Below are 23,562 nucleotides of genomic sequence, written 5' to 3' on the forward strand. Positions count from 1 at the left end.
ATGAAATTCACGTTTGTTCTCCAGAAAAGTGCGCGACAACAAGCGCTGAAAAATACGACTCACGCACCGGGCGCCCTGGCATTGAACAACAACAGCACATTGCCGCTGTACTCGCCGGGGCGATAACCCCCGGCGGGTTTGACCGGATCGATTTCCAGCAGCACGCGTTTGCCCGCCGCCGCTTCCTCTTGGGAAACCACCTGGCGCGGCGGCATCTCTGCGCTCAATGGCACGCCATTGAAGGCGACGCGCAATTCGATATCCTCACCAGCCCTGCCGTTGGACAGGTAGGGCACGGCTTCCAGGCGCGCTTCGATCGCACTGGTGTCGTGACGTACGTCGAAATTCTTGTGCACGCTGCCCAGGCTTGAGGTGACGTAATTCCAGTCGAGCCGCTGTGGCCGGTGAATCCAGTCGGGCTCCGCCGGAATGACGTAAAACGGCCGACTGGGCACGGTCAGCGAGACCTCGAAGGTGTGCTCTTCGCGGGCCGCCCAGGTCGCGGTGGCCGTCAGGGCCGCCGCGACCATCACAGCGGCGACGGTGCATTGCTTGATCATGTGGGTTACCCGTTGCGTCAATGGAGAACAGGTCTAGCGACTGCTGACCTTCAGGACCTTCTTCTCGGCGCCCTCGATCAGAAAGAAGCGATACTGACGGCCCTTCTCTTTATCGAAGGCGAAGGACTTGCCGGCCAGTACATGGTGTTTGGTCGTTGCGCCGCAGTCGGCTTCATTGCTCAACGCGCAGCTTTTGAACTCGTCAATGATCACCACGGTGTTGCCGTTGTTGCGCAATTCGTAGCGGCTGTCGGTTTCATTGATCGCGGTGGCAAAACGCGCATCCCGGGGCCGCACGAAAAAGATCGTGCCGAACCCGGTCATCACGTTAACCCCGGCGCTCAGGGCCTTTTTATAGTCCTCGCGCTCCTCGTTGTTAACCGCAAACTCGTCTTCCTTTTCCGGCACCACCGGCACGAAACGCACGCGGAAATAGCGCTCGCGATCACGCTCCCCCATGTACAGCAAACGCGTGCCCTGCATGCCTTGGGACGGCACGATCAACCGCGCCGGACTGGCCATGATGCCGTTGCGTGAGGCGCCGTCAGCGGCGTTCTCGACGGCAATTTCCTGCGGTGTGCCATCGGCGCCATAGACGATTTCGAGGACATTGACCTTGACGAACGCCGTCGCGTCACCGCTGTTGAATATCCGTTTCAAATACGTACTTTTATCGGCGTCCAGATAGTCGTACACCGTCCCCACATTGATCTGCGGACCAGCCTGCGCCGTCAGGCCAAACACACTGAGCACGCCCAGCAAAAAACCACGTTTCATCGTCTTCAACTCCATGAAAAATCAATAGGTCCAGCCCGGAGCGGTCACACTTCGGAATCCCAGATAACCGTGATATTGCCGGTGAACGTGTCGCTGAGCCCCGGGCGGAGAACAAAGTCGATCGCGTCTTTGGGCATTTCGAAACGCAGCGAACCGACCTTGCGGTCTACATAGATGCTTGGCTGGAAGGGACCGCTCCAGTGGTTGTATTGCAACTGGAGCAACTTCACGTCGCCACCGCCCGGACCGGTGATTCCGGGGGGCAGCGTGAGTTGGGTTATGACTTCGGTGGAGTTGCCTTTCGGGCTGATCATCTTGCAGCGCGGACCGCCGGTCGAGTTGCACAGGATCATGACCTTGAAACGCGACGAGGCAGACAGGTAGAACGGTTGGTCACGGTAGATCTTGGTCGGCTTCTGGCCGCTGGCGATCCAGCGCATCCAGCCGCCTTCGGGCTCCAGCGTGACGCGATCGCCGCCCGGCGGCAGATCGACTTTGAGGGTGTGCTGCACGTCGAGCACGAAATCCAGATTCAGAACGCCGTCATTGGGCACCATCAACGGGCCCAGACTGAAGTCACCGCTGGGTCCCAGGGAATATGTCATCGAACCGGTGTACAGACCGGAAGACATGCTCAGCGGATTGGGCGTGCGCAGTTCATAGGCGAAATCGAGGGTGTCGAAGTACATCGATGGAATGGTGTACGCGGCGACTTTGCTACACGCCGCCTCAACCGGCGCTTTCCAGAAAAACCAATAAGCTGACGGATTGAAGGCGCCGACGCCGCTGTACTGACATGGCGCAGGCGCATATACCCAACTGCTGCCGGTCCAGAGTTTCTGATGCCCTTCAAGTATGTCGGTGACGCCCACCAAATTGGCCGCTGGATGACTCAGGACGAAATTGGAGCCGATGCCGATGATCCGCACTTCCACCGTTTCGGCTTCCCCGGTTTCGGCATTGGTCACGGTCAACGGTCGCCAATTGGCCGGTACCCGCACATCAATGCTGTCGTTGGGCATTAACGCCCGCAAGGAATCGAAGCGCACCGGCAACTGGATGCTGAACATATTGTTGTCCCTGCACTCGGACGGGTAGTTGGCACAGTAGCCGCTGTTCGGCGTCTGGTTGACGAACACGTTCTTGTTCGGTTGCGACGAATCCGGCTGAAACAACGCGCGAATCTCGCGACTGGCGGCTTCGATTGCCGGCGTGGCCATCACCAGGCACAGGCCAAGACCACATGTGAATCTTTTCATCTGATCAGCCCGCCTTCTGTTCGGTGGAGGTGACATCGGCCAGGGTATCTGGCGTGCAGCGCAGATCGCCGATCATCAGCACGTTGTTTTCACTGCGGTGCTGGTTCTCCACAAGGCGGAACTGGCAGAGCAGCTGGTTATCCCGGCGCACTTCGAGGGTCGGCGAGCCCGCGTTCATTTCCATCGAGAAGAAGCCGTCGACCTCGGTCACGCCACGGCTGGCGTGGTTGATCACGTGATGGCCCTTGAGCGGCCGGCCTTGCGCGTCAACCAGACGACCGAGCACGGTGAGGGTTTTCATCACGCGAATCTTGCGGTACTCGACCCCGCCCTTGTTCAAGTGATAACGGGTACGCGCCGGGGCAATGGTCGCCGCCGGGACGTGGTTACCCTCGAAATCGAAACTCACCGAGCTGTTCTGGTAAGCGGTGATCGGGATGAAATTGCGCCCCGGTTTCAAAGCGGCGCTGCCACCGCTGAAGTCATCGGCACGCAAGGCGATGTTTTCGATGTCCGACTCGACGTCGACAATCAACCCGGCACCGCGCATCTCGTTCTGACTGGTCAGCAGCATCTGCTGGCCCCCGATTACCAGGGTGCTGTCGACGTTGAGGCCACCGGTGAAATTACCGTTGTAGGAGGAGCGCTGAACGAAGCCGTCGCCATTCACCGTATCGGTACGGAAGTTCGCCAGGCTGGACATGCCGAGGCCGTAGGTGTCGGTCAGCGCCGTGACCGAAACGCTTTGCAGCACATGATCCTTGAGATCCTTGCGCCAGCCGATCGAACCGTTGTTGTCGCGTTTTCCATCGCGCGCCGTGCGCGAGCCGATGCTGCCGGTGATCTGCTGGCCGGGCGCACCGAGCGCCAGATTGACGCTCAGGTCAACCCCGCGATTGCGCGCATCGCCGCTGCTGTAACTGCCCGGCCGATCAAACACCGACAAGCGCCAACTGGCATCACTGCCGAACAACACCGTGCGCTGCGTCCAGCCCAGATCCAGGCCGGCACCTTCAACGTTGCCCTCGCTGTGCGACACCCGGGCGTTGAGCGAATTCTTGCTGCTGAGCCGGTGGTTGAGCGCCAGCGACGAATTACTGGTCTGGCCGATAAACACGTTGCGCGGGCGAATACGCGTGCCGTCGGGCAAGGTGTCGTAGGTGTTGGTGGTGTCGAGCCAACTGCGGTTGTGGCTGATCACCAGGCTGCCGGATCCATAGTTGTAAAGACTTTGCAGGTCCAGGCCGGTGCCGTAATCCTCGGTCTTGTAGACGTTGGCGAACAGGCTGAGGTGATTGGCCAGCGTCCAGTCGACGGACGTGCCGTATTGCAGCTTTTCGCGGACCTGCCGCGCCGACAGGCCGAGAATCACGCGCGGGTGCATCAAGTAATTGACCGACGCACCGGCCGTGGGGCTGCCGCTGGACTGCGTGTCCCAGTTGCTCAGCAATTTGCTTTCTTCGCCGGCAAACACGTTGTAGCGCCAGCGCTCGTCGAGGTTGCGCCAGTTGTTCGGCTTGTAGACCAGTTCCTGAGTGGTGGAGGTGATCTGGCCGTCTTCGATCAGGCGCACTTCCACTTCATAGATGCCGCCGGGTAACGGTCGAGTATCGAGGGTCTGCAGACCGGCGGGCACCGATTGGGTGTTGATCAACAGGCCATCGCGGTAAATCTCCACCGAGCCCTGCCGATTGGCGGTGACGTAGATCGGGTACACGCTGGGCTTGGGGTTATTGATCGCGAGGCTGTCGGAACTGCCGTACATCACGCCGACCGCCGTGTCGGGGCTGGTGCCGAACGTGCGCGGCTGGCGGGTCAGACCTTCGGAATTGGGGGTGAAATAGCCCAGGCGGAAAAAACTGCCTTGCAGTTCGCGCTGGGTGTGCAATTCATGTACCGCGTGGTAAAGCTTGTCGTCCGGGCCACCGAGACGTGACAGTTGCAGGTTGAGCGTCTGACTCCAGTTACCCAGACTGCTGCTGGCTTCGAGGCCGAAACGGCCACCCAGGTCCTGATCCTGACCGCCGTTGAGGTTGAGCTGATTGCGCACCATCAAGCCGTTGCTGCCGCCTTCGGGCTGTTCGTAGTAACGCTTGGCTTCAACGTCGCGTTCGGCGTTTTCGGTGAGGATCGACACCTGTGAGTTTTCCAGGTTGTAGTGCACCGCCAGCACTTGATCCGGGCAGGAACCGGTGCAGTTGCCCAAGGCCACACCCGGCTTCAGATAGGCCGCCCACTTTTCCCGTTCGGCGGGGCCGAAGCGGTTTTCGCTGGTGTCGGTGAACTCGAGCAGGGTGATGCGATCATCGCGGGACAACACCACCAGCGCCTCGCCCAGAGGCTGATGATCGAGCTCGACCCGAACCGCCAGAGGCACATCAAAGAAATGCTCCTCGAAATCCGCCGGCAGGCCTTTGGCCTGGGCCAACAGACTTCGCGGCGTGGTGCCGGCGGAGTTGGAAGCCACGGCTGCGCTGGCACAAAACAACAGCGCAAGCGCAGCCGCGATGGGTGTCATCGGGAACATGAACTCTTACTCTGATTACGAACAATGGAAGTCCGCCGAGCCAGGCAGTAGCTGCCTGTCCCGGCGGGCAGCGCCCGTTGAACAATGGGCGCGTAATGCCTGATCAGCCGATCAAGGCGTGCCGACCGGCGGAACAGCGTCGAACGTCATGGCGACAACGCCGGTGTAATCACCCGGGTTGAAAGTCGAACCGATAACGCTGATCTTCAGCGGCGCACGGAAGTTGACGTTCGACTCCTCCTCACCGACAACTTCCTGTGGGGTCAAGGTCAGGGTCTTGTTATTGATCTCGACTTTCAGGTCGATGCTGTTTGAACCCGAAATGAGTTTTGGTGCGCTGTCGAGGCTGGCATGAACCGAACCGTTGTTGTTGCGCACATCGAAGAAGCCGTTGACTTCACGCATCTTGCCGCTGCCCGGCTGGAAGCTCATGTCCTGATCCTTGTTGACCAGTTCAGGATCGGTCGGCACCACGTAAAAGCCGTTGGTCGGCACATGGGCGACGATGTTGATGGAGTGAGCGGCTTCACCAGCGGCGAACGCTCCCGAGGAACCCAGTGCCAGAAGAGCCAACGGAGCAGCGATTGCGATTTTCTTGAACATCGTTCAGTACCTTGTTTTCTTGATGAGAAGGAAGAATTGAAAGTTCAGGAAAACCCTCAGGGGAGTTGAGCCAGGTCAACTTGAACTTTCAATGCCGGGGCATCATCGACTGTTGTCTCTGGAAAGTAAGCAAGTAACTTCCGATAACCTCGTAGTTAAACAACCTCATGACCCGCAAGAAAAAAGAACAAAAAAACGATATTCAAAACAGTGACTGTAAGTTATGCCCTACATACAGATTCAGTTAAAAAACCATACAGCAACCTGGCCCAGACATAGCAGTACTTAGTTAAAACTTTAGAATACTTGCTCGATTAAATAGAGTGATGACTTTAACTTTAAGGTTATCCATCAAGACACCTTCGCGAAAATTGACCTGTTGCATTTTCTCAGGAGGTCGCCGCTCGTCAGCGGCCCTGAGGATGGGGAAAAAACCTCTTGCGCCAGCCTTAAGATATATCTTAAGTTGTATCTAAACATGACGAGAGAAGACAGAAATGAGAGACCATCATTCCCCCCACCGCGAACACGGTGATGGCCGCGACGGCTTCGAGAAGCGCCCCGGGCGTGAGCGCGGCGGCCGTGGCCCGCGAGTATTCGCCCCCGGTGACCTGAAATTGCTACTGCTGGCACTGGTCGCCGAACAGCCGTGCCACGGCTACGACCTGATCCGCCAGATCGAAGGCATGTTCGATGGCGCGTACAGCCCGAGCCCCGGCGTGATTTATCCGACCCTGACCTTCCTGGAAGAAAGCGAACTGATCAGCGGCGACGCCGAGGGCGGCAAAAAACGCTACAGCGTCACCGAAGCAGGCCGTTTGTCCTTGAGTGAACAGGCCGTGGCCCTCGATGGCGTGCGCATGCGCATCGACGTCAGCAAGCGTTCGTTGCGCGGCCATGACCGGCCGCCGGAAATCCACGAGGCGGTGCACAACTTGCGCCATGCCCTGCAACTGCACCACGGGCGCTGGAGCCCGGAAGAAATCCTGCGCGTGCGTGACCTGCTCAACGACACCGCCAAAGCCATCGTCGACGGCCCCGCCGTTCAACCTGCCCCGGAGAAAGCCGAATGACCGCAGTCGATAGCCAAACCATTCACCGCGTGATGCACGAAATCAAACGCCGTCGCCTCGAAGTGCTGCGCGTGGTCGACCTGACCCCGCGCATGCGTCGCATCACCCTCGGTGGGCCGGAGCTGGCCGGGTTTATCAGCCTCGGCACCGATGATCATGTGAAATTGCTGTTCCCGCAGAACGCTGAACAAACCGCCGCCCTGGAAACCATGGTACTCGGCGGCAAGAACGACGGCCCGATGCCCGAAATGCGCGACTACACCCCGCGTCGCTACGACCTCGAAAAGCTTGAACTGGACATCGACTTCGTCCTCCACGGCGACGGCCCTGCCTCGACTTGGGCGGAACAGGCCAAACCCGGGCAATTCCTGCACATCGGCGGGCCGCGCGGTTCGATGATCGTGCCGGACATCTTCGACAGCTACCTGCTGATCGGTGACGAAACCGCCCTCCCCGCCATCGCCCGCCGCCTCGAAGGCCTGGCCGCCAATCGCAAGGCGCTGGTGGTGATCGAAGTGGAAAACGGGCGCGAGCAACAAGTGCTGGAGAGCGCGGCGCAGGTCAATGTGATCTGGGTCTTGCGTGAGGGCGGCAAGGACAACCTGCTGACCACCGTGAAGCAGTTGCAGGTACCGAAAGGCAATCTGTATGCGTGGGTGGCGACCGAGACCAAGGTTTCACGGCAGATTCGCCGGGTGCTGCTGGATGAGCATGGGCTCGATGAAAAGCTTGTCAAAGCCGTCGGCTACTGGCGCGCCGAGGGCACTTCCGAAGAGGAGTGACTTTTTGCTATTCACCCTCCACTTGAGGGGTGAACTCAATTGTGGCGAGGGGATTTATCCCCGATGGGCTGCGCAGCGGCCCCAGAACCTGCACCACGGTGAGCCAGGTAATCTGCGGAGGCAGGTTTCAGGGCCGCTCCGCGCCCCATCGGGGATAAATCCCCTCGCCACAGGTTTGCATGCATTCAGGACTGCGATCCGCGCAATCGGTCGAGGCCGATCAGCGCCAGCGCAATCAGCACAAACCCCACCAATATCCCCCCGGCATTGATCAACACCTGCGGATAACCGAGCACCGCCACATCAATGAACGGATACGCATACGCGCCGAGCAAATGCCCGCGCAGCAAGGCATAGATGAAATACACCAACGGATAAGTCAGCCACAACGGCAGATGGCCCAGGCGCAAAGTGCCTTTCGGCACGCAAAACCACCAATAGCCCAGAAACAGCAACGGCATCACATCGTGCAGCAGTTCATCGGCGATAAATTGCCAACCTTGGGGATGCCACAAGTGCCGCAACAAAATGCTGTAGGCGAGGCCGACCACCACAATGCTCACGGCAATGCCACTGCTCACCCACGGCTGTAAAAACCAGCGCCGGGCGGCGGATTCACGCTCCGTCACGGCACAGGTCAACACCGTCGCCACCAGCGTATTCGTCAGAATCGTGAAGTAACTGAAGAAGCTCACCACCCCGACCAACAGGCTGGCGCCAACACTCAAGCGCGCAAAGAAGATCAGGTAAAGCTGAATACCCAACCCCGCCCAGCCCAGTACGGCTGCGCAAGTGATCAGGCGTCGGCGCCACACGGCGTCCATTTCAGACCGGGCGCTTGGTGCGCATCAATTTCACGTACAGACGTTCGACCTTCTCCCGCGCCCACGGGGTTTTACGCAAAAACGTCAGGCTCGACTTGATGCTCGGATCGCTCTTGAAGCAACGGATGTCGATGCGTTCGGCCAGCCCCGACCATTCGTAGTGGGCCACCAGCGCGGTGAGGATCTGTTCGAGGGTCACGCCGTGCAACGGATCGGGGGATTGTTCGTTCATGCCTGGCCTTTGGGCGAAGTGAAAATGCAGAAGCCGCGCACCTTAGCCGAGGGGGTGGTCGGGTGGAAGGCCTTCCTTTAAATGTAGGCCAACCCGAGAAGATCGCAGCCTGCGCGCGGCCCGACAATGCGCCCGTTTGCCGCACTGTTACCGAATCCGAAAGGCTGCATGTCAGCAAAACCCCTTTGTCTTTTTGTTACAGATCATTATCCTGCCGCCCTTCGGCTGAAACGCTTCACTGCCTGCGACATTTTGAAGCGCTCGGTCCGCACCCCGAAAACACCCAAAAAAGACTTCTCCATGCCTGATTTTTCCTTCTCCCGAGACAGCGCTATCTCGACCCTGCGCACCCTTGGCGGCTGCACCGTTCTGGGTCTCGCCACCTGCGTTCAAGCGGCTCCCGCGTTCGACAGTGAATCACCGTACATGCTCGGTGACTGGAACGGCACGCGCACCCAACTCTCGGAAAAAGGCTACGACTTCAAACTCGATTACACCGGCGAAATGGGCAGCAACCTGCACGGTGGCTATGACCACGATCGCACCGCGCGCTACAGCGATCAGTTCGGCCTCGGTACGCACCTGGACCTGCAAAAGATCCTCGGCTGGGACGATGCCGAGTTTCAACTGACCATTACCAAACGCAGCGGCAACAACATCAGCAACGACCGCATCAACGATCCACGCGTCGGCGGTTTCACCTCGGCCCAGGAAGTCTGGGGCCGTGGCCAGACCACGCGCTTGACGCAGATGTGGTACCAGCAGAAATTCTTCGATCAGAAACTCGACATCAAGGTCGGCCGCTTCGGCGAAGGCGAAGACTTCAACAGCTTCCCGTGCGACTTCCAGAACCTGGCGTTCTGCGGCTCGCAGGTCGGCAACTGGGTCGGCGGCATCTGGTACAACTGGCCGGTCAGCCAGTGGGCGATGCGCGTCAAATACCATCTGACGCCGGAGTTGTACGCCCAGGTCGGCGCGTATGAGCAGAACCCGTCGAACCTTGATCGCGGCAACGGTTTCAAACTCAGCGGCAGCGGCACCCAAGGCGCAATCCTGCCAATCGAACTGGTGTGGACGCCGAAGCTCAACGGCCTGCCGGGCGAATACCGCGCCGGCTATTACTACAGCAACGCCAAGGCCAGCGACGTCTATAAAGACAACAATGGCCAACCGGCAGCGTTGAGCGGTGAAGCCTATCGCAGCGCGTCAAGCAAACACGGCGTGTGGCTGGGCATTCAGCAGCAAATCACCAGCGTCGCCAGCGACCACTCGCGCGGCCTGAGCGTATTCGCCAACGGCACGATGCACGACAAGAAAACCAACGCCATCGACAACTACGTGCAGGCCGGCATCACCTACAAAGGCCCGTTCGACGCTCGCGCCAAGGATGACATCGGTTTCGCCCTGGCCCGCGTGCACGTCAACCCGGCCTTCCGCAAAAACGCCGAAGCGAGCAACCGCGCCAACGCCGTTTACGACTACGACGATCCCTCGTTCCTGCCGCCACAAGACACCGAATACAGCGCCGAACTGTATTACGGCGTGCACGTGACGAACTGGCTGACCGTGCGCCCGAACCTGCAATACATCCGCCACCCCGGTGGCGTGGACAAGGTCGACGACGCCCTGATCGCAGGACTGAAGATCCAGTCCTCGTTCTAACCGACACCACAAAAACCTGTGGGAGCTGGCTTGCCAGCGATGCGATTTCACAGTCGACATCTTCGTCGGCTGACACGCCGCCATCGCTGGCAAGTCGAATCGTCGCACCGCAGCTCCCACAGGGATCGAAGAAAATTCGTTAGCTACACAAGTTTTTATCTGAACCATGCCTGTGCCAAATCGTCATCTAAAGTGACTACAGCGCGGGACTACATAAACGTCACGGAGAATCACACTATGAGCACCGAAAGTGCTTCGAGTCGGGGCCGTCTGCTACCGAGCCTGCTCGGCATTCTGCTTCTATTGATGGGCCTGGCCATGCTGGCCGGAGGGGTCAAGCTGAGCATGCTCGGCGGCTCGCTGTACTACCTGCTGGCCGGTATCGGCATCGCGCTGAGCGGCATTCTGATGCTGATGCGCCGTCGCGCGGCGCTGGGCCTGTACGCCATCGTCCTGTTCGCCAGCACCGTTTGGGCGCTGTGGGAAGTCGGTCTGGACTGGTGGCAACTGGTGCCACGTCTGGCCCTGTGGTTCGTCCTCGGCTTCGTGATGTTGCTGCCGTGGTTCCGTCGTCCGCTGCTGCTCGCAGGCCCTGCGCCAATGGGCACCGGCGGTTTGACCGTGGCCGTGATCCTGGCCGGCCTCACCGCACTGGCCAGCCTGTTCACCCACCCGGGCGAAACCTTCGGCGAGCTGGGCCGCGACACTGCGGACACCACCAGCACCGCGCCAGCCATGCCGGATGGCGACTGGCAGGCCTATGGCCGCACCGAGTTCGGTGACCGCTACTCGCCGCTGAAGCAGATCACCCCGGCCAACGTCGGCAAGCTGCAAGAAGCCTGGCGCATCCAGACCGGCGACCTGCCGACTGCCGATGACCCGGTCGAACTGACCAACGAAAACACCCCGCTCAAAGCCAACGGCATGATCTACGCCTGCACCGCGCACAGCAAAGTGCTGGCCCTGGACCCGGACACCGGCAAAGAACTGTGGCGCTTCGACCCGCAGATCAAGAGCCCGGTCGGCTTCAAAGGCTTCGCGCACATGACCTGCCGTGGCGTGTCGTACTACGACGAAGCTGCGTACGCCAAAACTGAAAACGCTGCCTCGGCGGTGATTTCGGAAGCCGGCAAAGCCGTTGCTCAGGCTTGCCCGCGCCGTCTGTACCTGCCAACCGCTGATGCCCGTCTGATCGCTCTGAACGCCGACACCGGCAAGATCTGCGAAGGCTTCGGCAAAAACGGTGTGGTCGACCTGACCCAAGGCATCGGCCCGTTCACTGCCGGTGGTTACTACTCCACCTCGCCAGCGGCGATTACCCGTGATCTGGTGATCATGGGCGGTCACGTTACCGACAACGAATCGACCAACGAGCCATCGGGCGTGATCCGCGCCTACGACGTGCGCGACGGCCATCTCGTGTGGAACTGGGACAGCGACAAGCCAGACGCCACCGAGCCTTTGGCACCGGGCGAAACCTACAGCCGCAACTCGGCCAACATGTGGTCGCTGGCCAGCGTCGACGAAAAACTCGGCATGGTTTACCTGCCACTGGGCAACCAGACGCCAGACCAGTGGGGCGCTGACCGCACCCCGGGCGCCGAGAAATTCAGCGCCGGTGTTGTAGCCCTGGACCTGGCCACCGGTAAAGTGCGCTGGAACTACCAGTTCACCCACCACGACCTGTGGGATATGGACGTTGGCAGCCAGCCAACCCTGCTCGACATGAAAACCGCCGACGGCGTGAAACCGGCGCTGATCGCCCCGACCAAACAGGGCAGCCTGTACGTCCTCGACCGTCGTGACGGCACGCCGATCATCCCGATCAAGGAAATCCCGGTCCCGCAAGGCGCCGTGAAAGGCGACCACACCGCACCGACCCAGGCCCGTTCGGACCTCAACCTGCTGGCCCCGGAACTGACCGAAAAAGCCATGTGGGGCGCGAGCCCGTTCGACCAGATGCTGTGCCGCATCCAGTTCAAGGAACTGCGTTACGAAGGCCAGTACACCCCTCCTTCGGAACAGGGCAGCCTGATCTACCCGGGTAACGTCGGCGTGTTCAACTGGGGCGGCGTCTCGGTCGACCCGGTTCGCCAGATGCTGTTCACCAGCCCGAACTACATGGCCTTCGTTTCGAAAATGGTGCCACGCGAGCAAGTCGCCGCCGGCAGCAAACGCGAAAGCGAAACCGCTGGCGTGCAACCGAACACCGGCGCGCCATACGCGGTGATCATGCACCCGTTCATGTCGCCCTTCGGTGTACCGTGCCAGGCCCCGGCCTGGGGCTACGTCGCCGGTATCGACCTGACTACCAGCAAAGTAGTGTGGAAACGCAAAAACGGCACCAGCCGCGACAGCTCGCCAATCCCGATCGGCTTCACCCTGGGCGTGCCAAGCATGGGCGGCTCGATGGTGACTGCAGGCGGCGTCGGCTTCCTCAGCGGCACCCTCGACCAGTACCTGCGCGCGTACGACGTGAACTCTGGTAAAGAGTTGTGGAAATCGCGTCTGCCAGCAGGTGGCCAAGCGACCCCGATGACCTACACCGGCAAGGACGGCAAGCAATACGTGCTGCTGGTTGTCGGCGGTCACGGCTCGCTGGGCACCAAGATGGGTGACTATGTGATTGCGTACAAACTGCCGGAATAAGATTTAGCGGCGGTAAAAATGAAGGCGATGTCCCGAAAGGGGCATCGCCTTTTTTGTGCACGCCAACTTTGAATCCAATGGAGAAACCTGTGGGTGCTGCGGTGCGACAATTCGCCTTGCCAGCGATAGCGGTGGGCAGTGGTGGTAATGGCACGCCAGATCAATCTCGCCTCACCTGGTTTCCCGACCTACCTGCAAACTTACGAGACATTCTCCCGGAGTTGCCGTCGATTCCGGGCTCAGAATATTTCGTATGGCTTTTCAGAAACGCCCTACAGCGCACCTGAAACCCTTGTAATAGGATGTTCCACTGACTACAAGGAGTGTCACTTATGGCTAACCATGGTTACATGACCATCACCGGTAAGGCTCAAGGATTGATTTCGGCGGGTTGTTCAACCCAAGATTCTATTGGCAATAAGTGCACGAAATGATTGTGTGCATTTTTCCGATCTTGGCTGTTTGCGGTATTTTTTTCGCGTACCTTTTAAAAATACGCCTCTCGGGAAATAACTTAAATAGTATTAAGTTTTTATTCTGCCTGATATTCAATGGCCTCTTTGTTGTGCCTTATATAGACATCATTGAAAACAATGACTTTCTGCTTTTAGGGCATAGACCAGAAATAATTGCAGAACACCCATTTATTGGCTGGATTGCGTTTTCTTGCATACTCATGCATTCATTTTCACTGCCGGTTAAGCGAAAAGTTAAGTGGTTGTTTTCAAGAAATTGAACTCCCACTGAATCAATACCCATAAAGTTTTTTTTCAAAACTGTGTCTTGGTCAACCTCATAGCCAGCGTCTGGATTACGCACTGGCCGCTCAGTGATCAGTTCGAACTTGACCGTCTGGCGGGCAAGTCCGTTGAGCTTGCCGTAAACCGCGTCCGGACGTGTGTGCCAGAACCTGGTACCGCCAACATCGGCCAGACGTGAATAGAAGTGATAAACGAGCAGACGGAACACCCCGAACACCCCATCACCGTAGGCGTCGGTATCAGTCACGATTTGTGTTGGCTGCAACTCGGCCTGCTGTGCCAGCACGACCGCGAGCAATACCGTGTTGTAGGAATTGTGCTTGTCCTACAGATACTGGGGATTGCGCGGAGATTTCCGACAAGTTGTGTCGGTTGTGCGTCGGAAGTCGGGTGGATAGGCTCGGGGGGTCGCTGCAAATTCAGCGAACGGGCGTCGCGGCCCGATAACTGATGCATAATCGCCAACCTGACGGCACCTCGGTGCTGTTTGTCTGTGTCATGGCGGCTGTGCGCGGGATACCTTCTTGGAGGTATGCCGATTTCTCAGTTATCGGTCCGCGAACCCGCGTACAGCTGCCACCTCAGATTGCGTCGCGGCAATCGAAGGCAGCTCCACTTTCACCAACTGAGTATTCACCATGAAAAAGCCAACACCCAATCCGCCCGAAAACAACGACACCTCGCCCTACGAATCCCCCGATTCGAAGAAATTCCACGAAGCCGCCGAACGCGCCCTCGACCACTACCTTAAACCCAACGCCCTGACCCTGCGCTTCCACAAACCCAGCACCATGTTCCAGATCGCGCCCGATCAGGACAGCGAAAGCCTGCTGGTCCACGCCTGCGAATCACTGGCCCAAGCCAGCCTCATGACCAGCGACATCGCCGCCTACATCGACCTGCCGCAGCGGCGGACGATCATGGCGATCCAGCAGATCATCATGTTGGCCGAACTGGCGGTAAACCGCGTGCTGGACAACCATGAAATTCCCCAGCCCCCAGCACACATCTAACCCCTAGTGGGAGCGAGCCTGCTCGCGAAGGCGTCAGCCCATCCAGCAGTTATGGTGCCTGACACAGCGATTTCGCGAGCAGGCATGCCCAGGCTTGATCATCATGCCCCTATATAACCCCTCTCAAGAACAACCATCGCAAAAGGGTATAAAAAACTGTCAGATATGACAGTTCACTGTTTTTACCCTTTCTTTCAGACTTCCTTCTCCAACTGAATCACTGAAAGGAAGCACCCATGACAAATCCAAAGGCATCGCCAGCAGTCTTCGCAAATGGCTCTCTCACGATTGAAGTAAAAGGCACCATTGGCGGTACGCCGGTCAATCTGGCCAGTTACACGACAACAGCCACCTCTGTGTCTTTCAACCCGTTGGGTGGGTACGATTTTTCTTTTCAAGAAAACTGGACTTTGTCGAGCAAAAGAACTGTCTCGATCTCACTTCGCAAGCTGCTGACCCCGAATATCTCTGGCTACTCTGAAAGCGTCGTTACCGAACGCGGTATTCAGGTTTATCAGTATGACCTGACATCCGTTTCGGCCATTGCGGTGACCCAACTCAACTCCAACCTTTACCGATACTCGCTCGATGGATTCAAACTATCCGGGAAGGCACTCCACGGTGAAGAAACGCGTGAACTCACGGGTAGCGGGTTCTTTTTGCTGCAGGAACTGACGTGGCCTGTCTGACATACGGATCAGATTTGTAGTCGGGTCAATCCTGCATTTTCTGCCCGGCCAAACGGACACTAACTGGCTCATCTCACTCAATGAAGGACAAAAACATGTCAATTAACGACTTGCAATTGAACAGTGCAAGGAAACCGGGAACTGGCGATCTGACTGCTGCGATTAACAACAACTACATCATCAGCAACTTCGAAGGGCAACCCACTATATTTACCACTAATGGAAAAGAGGTTGCGTTATATGCAACTTACCCGCACTCCTCTACCGTTTCCTTTTGCATACAGCTCAATTTTTCAGCGAACATCAAACAAGGCCGGTATGAATTCCACCCAAACAATCTTCCTGTTCCGCCCTCCTTCTCGTATACAGAAGGTGGACACACCAAAGGCTACAACAGTGATAAAGGCGCCGGTCATCTTGAAATATCAGAATTCGATATAAACGAAGGAACCTTCAAGGCCTCGTTCAATTTTACCTTTACGGATTTCGATACCAATCGCCGACATCAAGTGGTAGGTAATATCGACGTCTCGGACCTCGAACATATTGAAGAGTGACGGATCGCGTCCGTCAGCAAGATTTAAACGCATCCAGTCAGAAAACGGGCGGAAGCCAGCAGACCTAAACCCACGGCTCCAGGACTTGTTTAGCAATCAGGCCGCCATCGCTGGCAAGCCAGCTCCCACAAGAAATTGAGAACACCCCCGCACGCGGCGCATGCCGCCCCACTCAACAGGATGAGCGTTAGCTCGGCTGCAGCTCTTGATCTTGATCCACGGGCGACGTCGGAAGGCTGAGTGGAGGGGTTGATCCGGGGGGGAGCGTAGCGACCGTTTGGCGCAGCCAAACACATCGAGAGGAGGTGCAGCGAAGCAAACCGGAGGCGATGCCCCCCGGATCAATCCCGCAGCGAAGGAACCCCGAGCCCCAGCGAGCGGGCCGCACGCAGGAGCAAGCCTTTTTGGTTACTTTTTCGGCGTCTGGAAAAAGTGACCCGCCGTAAGGGCGGAACCCTAAGCCGCCATCACTCAAAAAACGGATATACACCCCAACCCCAAGAACATGGTCGGCCCAAAGGCCGCCAAGCCCAAAGCGCGAACCCTGTCAAAACCCTGAACATACAAACAGAAACACACCCCCACCATTGAAACCACCACCAGCCTGCCCCATCTAAGACCCATACTCCATTGCGCAGGTGCCCCATGAGCGACCAGCAAGAATTCCCGGAAAACCCAGACGACTACACCGAAACCGAAGCCGAACACATCGAACACACCTCCTCCGGCAAAGGCCTCGCCCTGCCCGGCCAGAACCTGCCGGACAAGGTCTACATCATCCCGATCCACAACCGCCCGTTCTTCCCGGCCCAGGTCCTGCCGGTCATCGTCAACGAAGAACCCTGGGCCGAAACCCTCGAACTGGTCAGCAAATCCGATCACCACTCCCTGGCCCTGTTCTTCATGGACACCCCCCAGGAAGACCCGCGCCACTTCAACACCGACGCCCTGCCGCAATACGGCACCCTGGTCAAAGTCCACCACGCCAGCCGCGAAAACGGCAAACTGCAGTTCGTCGCCCAAGGCCTTAGCCGCGTACGCATCAAAACCTGGCTGAAACACCATCGCCCGCCGTACCTGGTCGAAGTCGAATACCCGCACCAGCCCACCGAGCCGACCGACGAGGTCAAGGCCTACGGCATGGCGCTGATCAACGCGATCAAGGAACTGCTGCCGCTCAACCCGCTGTACAGCGAAGAGCTGAAGAACTACCTCAACCGCTTCAGCCCCAACGACCCATCGCCGCTGACTGACTTCGCCGCCGCCCTGACCTCCGCCACCGGCCCCGAGCTGCAAGAAGTGCTCGACTGCGTGCCGATGCTCAAGCGCATGGAAAAAGTTCTGCCGATGCTGCGCAAGGAAGTCGAAGTCGCGCGCCTGCAAAAAGAGATCTCGGCGGAAGTTAACCGCAAGATCGGCGAGCATCAGCGCGAGTTCTTCCTCAAGGAACAGCTGAAAGTCATCCAGCAGGAACTTGGCCTGACCAAGGACGACCGCAGCGCCGACCTCGAACAGTTCGAACAACGCCTGGAAGGCAAAGTCCTGCCGGCGCAGGTGCAGAAGCGCCTCGAAGAAGAAATGCACAAACTGTCGATCCTTGAAACCGGTTCGCCGGAATACGCGGTCACCCGCAACTACCTCGACTGGGCGACTTCGGTGCCGTGGGGTGTGTATGGCAAGGACAAACTCGACCTCAAGCACGCGCGCAAGGTGCTCGACAAACACCACGCCGGCCTCGACGACATCAAGGACCGCATCCTCGAATTCCTCGCCGTCGGTGCCTATAAAGGTGAGATCAGCGGCTCCATCGTGTTGCTGGTCGGCCCACCGGGCGTGGGTAAAACCAGCGTCGGCAAATCCATCGCCGAGTCTCTCGGCAGGCCGTTCTACCGCTTCAGCCTCGGCGGTATGCGCGACGAAGCCGAGATCAAGGGCCACCGCCGCACCTACATCGGCGCGCAGCCGGGCAAACTGGTGCAGGCGTTGAAAGACGTCGAAGTGATGAACCCGGTGATCATGCTCGACGAGATCGACAAAATGGGCCAGAGCTACCAGGGCGACCCGGCCTCGGCGCTTTTGGAAACCCTCGATCCTGAGCAGAACGTCGAATTCCTCGATCACTACCTAGACCTGCGCATGGACCTGTCGAAAGTGCTGTTCGTCTGCACGGCCAACACCCTCGATTCGATCCCCGGCCCGTTGCTCGACCGGATGGAAGTGATTCGCCTGTCGGGCTACATCACCGAAGAAAAAGTCGCCATCGCCAAGCGTCACCTGTGGCCAAAACTGCTGGAGAAGGCTGGCGTGTCGAAAGGCAGCCTGAGCATCAGCGACAGCGCGCTCAAAGCCTTGATCGACGGTTACGCCCGTGAAGCCGGCGTGCGTCAGCTCGAAAAGCAAATGGGCAAACTGGTGCGCAAAGCGGTGATGAAGCTGATCGACGATCCGAAAGCGGTGATCAAACTCGGGCCGAAAGATCTTGAGGCCTCACTGGGTCATCCGGTGTTCCGCAACGAGCAAGTGTTGTCCGGTACCGGCGTGATTACCGGCCTGGCCTGGACCAGCATGGGCGGCGCGACCCTGCCGATCGAAGCCACGCGAATTCACACACTCAATCGCGGTTTCAAACTTACCGGGCAACTGGGTGACGTAATGAAGGAGTCGGCGGAGATCGCTTACAGCTACGTCAGCTCGCACCTGAAGTCGTTTGGCGGCGATCCGAAGTTCTTCGACGAAGCCTTCGTCCACCTGCACGTGCCGGAAGGTGCCACACCAAAAGACGGCCCAAGCGCCGGCGTGACCATGGCCAGCGCCCTGCTCTCCCTCGCCCGTAATCAGGCGCCGAAAAAAGGTGTGGCGATGACCGGCGAACTGACGCTGACCGGGCATGTACTGCCGATTGGCGGGGTGCGCGAGAAGGTGATTGCGGCAAGAAGACAGAAGATTTTCGAGCTGATTTTGCCGGAGCCGAATCGGGGTAACTTCGAGGAACTGCCGGATTATCTGAAGGAAGGCATTACCGTGCATTTCGCCAAGCGTTTTGCGGATGTGGCGAAGGTGTTGTTCTGAGCAACTAATACGAGAGTAGTTAAAATGGCCAGCGCTCCTTCGCTGGCCATTTTTCGCTTGATTAGTTTCGTTTTCGCAAAATCTTATAACCAAAAAATCTAGCCTACCTGTCAACTCTTACAGTTCCCTCTCCATGAACTTGCCGATAGGTTAACCGCTGTGGCGTTAACCCATTACCGCGCAAAAGGAGTTCGTATCTTGAGTATTCATGAAGGTAGAAAACCGTTTCACTCTGTGCCCGCAATAGGCTTGGTCTTTCGCAAGAATTCCGCGACTGAATACCTGAATGCACACGTCAACGATGATGAGTTTGAGGCGACAGAAATTTTCGCCAGCGCTGGCACCCGGGAAATCATGGCTATTTTCAAGGCCGGTGAAAAATACACCCCGGAAGATCGGTCGTTTGATTTTTACTTTCCCGTCAAGATAGAAACTGGAATCTACCCGCTGGCTGCCGGTCTCGAAATAGCCTTTACCGAATATGTCCCGCAGCAACACTCAACGCATCAATATTTCACTTACTTCGCTCACTCGGGTGATTTGAATATTTTTGTAAATACTCAAAAGACCGTTTACTCAGGTTCATTCAGTGCCAGGTTCAATAACAAGGTAGGTGAAGAGATCAGCGCTAGCGGCACTTTCGGTTTTTTGATTGGGTAATGATTCGAGGAACTACCGAACTTCTTTAAGGACGGCATTACCGTGCATTTCGCCAAACGGGTTGCGGATGTGGCGTAGGTATTTTCTAGAATGGAAGGGCTTTGCAGCTATTCGGATATTTAATACGATCACGTTCTATATCACTCGCCCTTAATTCCAAATCATTCTTACAACCTGTCAACTATTACAGTTTCGTCGCTTACACAATTAGCTGACCATAAAACTCCACCCCTTCATGGAATCATTCACGATGACCGCTAAAACTGTCGTAACAAATACCATCACCGGTACATTTACAGCCAAGATTGAAAAGCAGCCTGACTTCGCGGCCACCCGATTTACCGTCTCCGAAGGGAGTGACCATTTCCATTTTTACGGCACAGAAGGTGATCCCCATCCGCTTAAAAACTATCGAGGGATTTACATAATTGTAAAAAAAGACGTGAGCGGTTTTAAACTCGCCCAATTTGGCTATCTCGACAAGCAGGGTGAAAAACAAAAATTCTATGAGGCAGAAGATGGGACATTTACTTTTGATTTCGATGAGACTAAAAAACACTACAAAATGTCATTCCATGTTGTCGCCCAATACGTAATAGAAAAGGTCGACATTCTCGGCAGCTTCGATCTAACTGTGAGTTAGTCGCCCGTTCACCTTATGGACCTGAATCCAAGCGGTTTGCGGATGTGGCAAAGGTGCTCTTCTGACAATCATGTCGTGCCTGATATACCGCTATCGCTGGCAAGCCAGCTCCCACAATGTTCGTTGGTGATCACAAATCCTGTGTTCAACCGAGAAACCTGTGGGAGCTGGCTTGCCAGCGATGGGGCCCGGACTGACGACGCCAGCCCCGACCGTCACACTTTGTCTCATCTTCAGTTATGCTCGCCGTTCGTCGCCAACGCTGGAGCCGCTGACCTTATGTCCCCCACTCGCCTGTTTCTCCCCCTCGCCCTTGCCTTGCTGGCCGCTTGCGCCACGCAGCCGAAACACAACGTGACCGTGGAAAAACAAAGCGAATGCCCGGTGCGGCTCACCACGGGGCAGAACCTCATCATCATGCTGCCGAGCAACCCGACCACGGGTTATCGCTGGGCCATTCAGGACTCGGCCGGTGGCGTGTTGCGCGCGCTCAGCCCTGAGGTTTACAGCAATCCCGAAGATGCCGGCGTGGTTGGCGCTGCCGGGCTTTCGACCTGGCGCTTCCAGGCCTTCGCCCCCGGCACCGGACGTCTGCGCCTGACCTCGCAACAACCGTGGGCACCCGAGGTGTTGCCGGTGGAAACCTTTGACTGCGCGATTTCGGTGAACTGATCGTGGGTTGGCTGATTCTGGCGCTGATGGGCGCGGTGACGTTTCTCTACGGTGTAAGCACACATGCAGCGCTGCTCTGCCTGTTGGTCAAACCGCTGCCGGTGCTGGCGTTGCTCGGCTGGCTGCATGATGCGCCGCCCAGCGACTATCGGCGCTGGATCAGCCTGGGTCTGATTTTCTCTCTGCTCGGCGATGTGCTGCTGGCGTGGCCGGGGGATTTGTTCGTGTTTGGCCTGGGTGCGTTTCTGGTTGCGCATCTGGCGTATCTGAAGGCCTATCTGAGTGACTGCAAACGTCTGGCGCTGTTGCCGCTGGTGCTCGCAGTCGTGGTCGGCGCGGCGCTGTTGGGCATTCTGATTTCCAACGGGCTTGGGCCATTGCTGGTGCCAGTGATTGTCTACGGCACAGCTATAAGCGCCATGCTCTGGCGCGCCCTTGCCCGTCTTGGCACTGACGTCCCCAAGCGCTCGGCGCTGCTGGCGGCTGGCGGTGCGCTGGCGTTTGTGTTCTCGGACAGCGTGATCGGTATCGATCGTTTTGTGTCGCCGTTCCAGGCTGCGCCGTACGTCATCATCCTCAGCTACTGGCTGGGACAGTGGGGCATTGCGGCCTCTGCCTTTTCCCAGACTAAACGCTAACCCTGTGGTGAGGGGATTCATCCCCGATGGGCTGCGCAGCGGCCCCGAAACCGGTCAATCAGGTGTGTCAGACAGACCGCAGGCACAGGTTTTGGGGCTGCTGCGCAGCCCATCGGGGATAAATCCCCTCGCCACGTCGGACAACCCAAGCATCCCCGCGCCAGTTTGGCTAAAATGCCGGCCTTTTCCACCGACACCGCCGGACACCGCCGTGAGCAAAGAACCCGATCGCATTTTCGCCCAGCCCCTGGACAAGGTGCCTGACTTCGCCTTCAACGAAGACGTGGTGCGGGTGTTCCCGGACATGATCAAGCGCTCGGTGCCGGGTTACCCGACCATCGTCGAGAACCTTGGCGTGCTCGCGGCGCAGTTCGCCCAGCCAAACAGCGTGCTCTACGATCTCGGCTCGTCGCTGGGTGCGGTGACTCAGGCATTGCGTCGCCATGTGCGCACTGACGGCTGCCGGGTGATCGCGGTGGACAACTCGGCGGCGATGGTCGAGCGTTGCCGCGAGTACCTCAACGGTCAGGATTCAATGTTCCAGGAGTTACTGCCGGTTGAAGTGATCGAGGGCGATATCCTCGCGCTGGACTTCAAACCCGCGTCGGTGGTGGCACTGAACTTCACGCTGCAATTCATCGCCCCGGATCAACGCACCGCGTTGCTCTCGCGCATCCGCCAATCGTTGCTGCCCGGCGGCGCCTTGATTCTCTCGGAGAAGCTGCGCTTCAACGATGCCGAAGAACATGAGTTGCTCACCGACCTGCATGTCGCGTTCAAACGCGCCAACGGCTACAGCGAACTGGAAATCGCCCAGAAGCGCAGTGCCATCGAAAACGTCATGAAGCCCGACAGCCTCGAAGAACACCGCGAACGCCTGTTGGCCGCCGGGTTCTCGAAAGTCGTGCCGTGGTTCCAGTGTCTTAACTTTGCCTCGTTGATTGCCTTGCCATGATTGATCTGTCCCCCCTCGCCCGCCGCCTGGCTGGCACCCCGCTGGCCGACTGGGCCAACACCCTGCAAGCGCAACTCGACAAGAAAATGGAGAAAGGTCACGGCGACCTGGAGCGCTGGCAAAGTGCGCTGGATGCCTTGCCGAAGATCCAGCCGAGTGAAATCGATCTGCTCAACGGCTTGAAGCTCGACACCGATTGCGACGATGAAACCCGTGCGCAAATGCGCACCGCGCTGATGGGCCTGTCGCCATGGCGCAAAGGGCCGTTCGATCTGTTTGGCGTGCACGTCGACACCGAATGGCGTTCCGACTGGAAATGGTCGCGGGTTGCACCGCATCTGGACCTGCAGGGCAAGCGCATCCTCGATGTCGGTTGCGGCAACGGCTACTACATGTGGCGCATGCTCGGTGCCGGCGCGGACAGTGTGATCGGTGTCGATCCGAACTGGCTGTTCTTCTGCCAGTTCCAGGCGGTGCAGCGTTATCTGTCCGAGCCGAACGCCTGGCATCTGCCGTTCCCGTTCGAAGACCTGCCGTCGAACCTCGAAGGATTCGACACGGTGTTTTCCATGGGCGTGTTCTATCACCGTCGCTCGCCGATCGAGCATTTATTGGCGCTGAAGGATTGCCTGGTCAAGGGCGGCGAACTGGTGCTGGAAACGCTGGTGGTCGAGGGCGACAAGCATCAAGTGCTGGTGCCGGAAGATCGTTATGCGCAGATGCGTAACGTGTGGTTCCTGCCCTCGGTGCCGGCGCTGGAACTGTGGTTGCGGCGTGCCGGGTTTACCGATATTCGTTGCGTCGATGTCAGCACAACGACGGTCGAGGAACAACGTGGTACCGAGTGGATGAAGTATCAGTCGCTGAGCGACTTCCTTGATCCGGAAGATCACAGCAAGACGATCGAAGGGCTGCCGGCGCCGATGCGGGCGGTGATTGTCGCGAAGAAGTAATTTT

General features: G+C 58.0%; 21 protein-coding genes and 2 pseudogenes. 15 read left to right on the forward strand and 8 right to left on the reverse strand.

The genetic code is table 11. The features are described from left to right. Positions 1 to 59 precede the first annotated feature (59 nt). From KI231_RS23645 to KI231_RS23665, 5 genes are all read right to left on the reverse strand, one after another. The gene (locus KI231_RS23645) at positions 60 to 560 is read right to left on the reverse strand and encodes a CS1 type fimbrial major subunit (protein WP_146041242.1); all 501 of its coding nucleotides are present in this window, start codon (positions 558 to 560) and stop codon (positions 60 to 62) included. Between the two features lie 33 nt (positions 561 to 593). Further along, positions 594 to 1,337: a molecular chaperone gene (locus KI231_RS23650; RefSeq protein ID WP_213026487.1), complete on the reverse strand. Its 744-nt coding sequence runs from the start codon at positions 1,335 to 1,337 to the stop codon at positions 594 to 596. A gap of 44 nt (positions 1,338 to 1,381) precedes the next feature. Beyond that, the gene (locus KI231_RS23655; protein ID WP_213026488.1) at positions 1,382 to 2,596 is read right to left on the reverse strand and encodes a hypothetical protein; all 1,215 of its coding nucleotides are present in this window, start codon (positions 2,594 to 2,596) and stop codon (positions 1,382 to 1,384) included. A 4-nt stretch (positions 2,597 to 2,600) separates the two neighbouring features. Beyond that, complete coding sequence (locus KI231_RS23660) at positions 2,601 to 5,123, reverse strand: TcfC E-set like domain-containing protein (protein WP_213026489.1); 2,523 nt, start codon at positions 5,121 to 5,123, stop codon at positions 2,601 to 2,603. A gap of 111 nt (positions 5,124 to 5,234) precedes the next feature. After that, entirely contained in the window at positions 5,235 to 5,726 is a 492-nt protein-coding gene (locus KI231_RS23665) for a CS1 type fimbrial major subunit (RefSeq protein WP_103304582.1), read from the reverse strand. A 497-nt stretch (positions 5,727 to 6,223) separates the two neighbouring features. Here KI231_RS23665 and KI231_RS23670 point away from each other — a divergent pair, with 497 nt between their 5' ends. Then, the gene (locus KI231_RS23670; protein WP_103304581.1) at positions 6,224 to 6,799 is read left to right on the forward strand and encodes a PadR family transcriptional regulator; all 576 of its coding nucleotides are present in this window, start codon (positions 6,224 to 6,226) and stop codon (positions 6,797 to 6,799) included. After that, positions 6,796 to 7,581: a siderophore-interacting protein gene (locus KI231_RS23675; protein ID WP_213026490.1), complete on the forward strand. Its 786-nt coding sequence runs from the start codon at positions 6,796 to 6,798 to the stop codon at positions 7,579 to 7,581. The genes KI231_RS23670 and KI231_RS23675 overlap by 4 nt, the downstream gene beginning before the upstream one ends. 185 nt (positions 7,582 to 7,766) lie before the next feature. On the opposite strand, the gene KI231_RS23680 is transcribed toward KI231_RS23675, so the two are convergent. Together KI231_RS23680 and KI231_RS23685 are read right to left on the reverse strand one after the other, a co-directional pair. After that, on the reverse strand, positions 7,767 to 8,405 hold the full coding sequence (locus tag KI231_RS23680) for a Pr6Pr family membrane protein (RefSeq protein WP_213026491.1): 639 nt from the start codon (positions 8,403 to 8,405) through the stop codon (positions 7,767 to 7,769). A 1-nt stretch (position 8,406) separates the two neighbouring features. Beyond that, a complete protein-coding gene (locus KI231_RS23685; protein WP_103304578.1) occupies positions 8,407 to 8,637 on the reverse strand; it encodes a VF530 family protein in 231 nt (76 codons plus the stop codon). Positions 8,638 to 8,937: 300 nt separating this feature from the next. On the opposite strand from KI231_RS23685, the gene KI231_RS23690 reads away from it, so the two are divergent. From KI231_RS23690 to KI231_RS30115, 3 genes and pseudogenes are all read left to right on the forward strand, one after another. Next, on the forward strand, positions 8,938 to 10,299 hold the full coding sequence (locus KI231_RS23690; RefSeq protein ID WP_213026492.1) for a carbohydrate porin: 1,362 nt from the start codon (positions 8,938 to 8,940) through the stop codon (positions 10,297 to 10,299). A gap of 237 nt (positions 10,300 to 10,536) precedes the next feature. Beyond that, the gene (locus tag KI231_RS23695) at positions 10,537 to 12,948 is read left to right on the forward strand and encodes a glucose/quinate/shikimate family membrane-bound PQQ-dependent dehydrogenase (protein ID WP_213026493.1); all 2,412 of its coding nucleotides are present in this window, start codon (positions 10,537 to 10,539) and stop codon (positions 12,946 to 12,948) included. Between the two features lie 332 nt (positions 12,949 to 13,280). Beyond that, a pseudogene (locus KI231_RS30115) lies at positions 13,281 to 13,373 on the forward strand (type VI secretion system tube protein Hcp); the annotation flags it as partial. 403 nt (positions 13,374 to 13,776) lie between these two features. On the opposite strand, the pseudogene KI231_RS23700 reads toward KI231_RS30115, so the two are convergent. After that, positions 13,777 to 14,010, reverse strand: a pseudogene (locus KI231_RS23700) (Tn3 family transposase); the annotation flags it as partial. Positions 14,011 to 14,347: 337 nt separating this feature from the next. Between KI231_RS23700 and KI231_RS23705 the strand changes: the two are divergent. The 10 genes from KI231_RS23705 to cmoB all read left to right on the forward strand — a co-directional run bounded on the left by KI231_RS23705 (position 14,348) and on the right by cmoB (position 23,558). Further along, the gene (locus tag KI231_RS23705; protein WP_213026494.1) at positions 14,348 to 14,722 is read left to right on the forward strand and encodes a DUF6124 family protein; all 375 of its coding nucleotides are present in this window, start codon (positions 14,348 to 14,350) and stop codon (positions 14,720 to 14,722) included. 236 nt (positions 14,723 to 14,958) lie between these two features. Then, positions 14,959 to 15,411, forward strand: a complete 453-nt coding sequence (locus tag KI231_RS23710; RefSeq protein ID WP_213026495.1) for a hypothetical protein — start codon at positions 14,959 to 14,961, stop codon at positions 15,409 to 15,411. Between the two features lie 95 nt (positions 15,412 to 15,506). Beyond that, positions 15,507 to 15,968, forward strand: coding sequence for a hypothetical protein (locus KI231_RS23715; protein WP_103304573.1), 462 nt, complete (start codon positions 15,507 to 15,509; stop codon positions 15,966 to 15,968). Between the two features lie 645 nt (positions 15,969 to 16,613). Then, positions 16,614 to 19,037: an endopeptidase La gene (gene lon / locus KI231_RS23720; protein WP_249412070.1), complete on the forward strand. Its 2,424-nt coding sequence runs from the start codon at positions 16,614 to 16,616 to the stop codon at positions 19,035 to 19,037. 198 nt (positions 19,038 to 19,235) lie between these two features. Further along, positions 19,236 to 19,697: a hypothetical protein gene (locus tag KI231_RS23725; protein ID WP_213026496.1), complete on the forward strand. Its 462-nt coding sequence runs from the start codon at positions 19,236 to 19,238 to the stop codon at positions 19,695 to 19,697. A gap of 250 nt (positions 19,698 to 19,947) precedes the next feature. Further along, positions 19,948 to 20,340 carry a hypothetical protein gene (locus tag KI231_RS23730; protein WP_213026497.1) on the forward strand — a complete coding sequence of 131 codons (393 nt, stop codon included), beginning with the start codon at positions 19,948 to 19,950 and terminating at the stop codon, positions 20,338 to 20,340. A 279-nt stretch (positions 20,341 to 20,619) separates the two neighbouring features. Further along, the gene (locus tag KI231_RS23735; protein ID WP_103304570.1) at positions 20,620 to 21,012 is read left to right on the forward strand and encodes a protease inhibitor I42 family protein; all 393 of its coding nucleotides are present in this window, start codon (positions 20,620 to 20,622) and stop codon (positions 21,010 to 21,012) included. Positions 21,013 to 21,014: 2 nt separating this feature from the next. Next, the gene (locus tag KI231_RS23740; RefSeq protein WP_213026498.1) at positions 21,015 to 21,650 is read left to right on the forward strand and encodes a lysoplasmalogenase; all 636 of its coding nucleotides are present in this window, start codon (positions 21,015 to 21,017) and stop codon (positions 21,648 to 21,650) included. Positions 21,651 to 21,861: 211 nt separating this feature from the next. Further along, on the forward strand, positions 21,862 to 22,605 hold the full coding sequence (gene cmoA, locus KI231_RS23745) for a carboxy-S-adenosyl-L-methionine synthase CmoA (protein WP_103304567.1): 744 nt from the start codon (positions 21,862 to 21,864) through the stop codon (positions 22,603 to 22,605). After that, positions 22,602 to 23,558 (forward strand): tRNA 5-methoxyuridine(34)/uridine 5-oxyacetic acid(34) synthase CmoB, encoded by a 957-nt coding sequence (gene cmoB, locus KI231_RS23750; protein ID WP_213026499.1) that lies wholly within the window; start codon positions 22,602 to 22,604, stop codon positions 23,556 to 23,558. The genes cmoA and cmoB overlap by 4 nt, the downstream gene beginning before the upstream one ends. Positions 23,559 to 23,562 lie beyond the last annotated feature (4 nt).

Source organism: Pseudomonas sp. Seg1, from assembly GCF_018326005.1.
In the GTDB taxonomy this organism is placed as follows: Bacteria; Pseudomonadota; Gammaproteobacteria; order Pseudomonadales; family Pseudomonadaceae; genus Aquipseudomonas.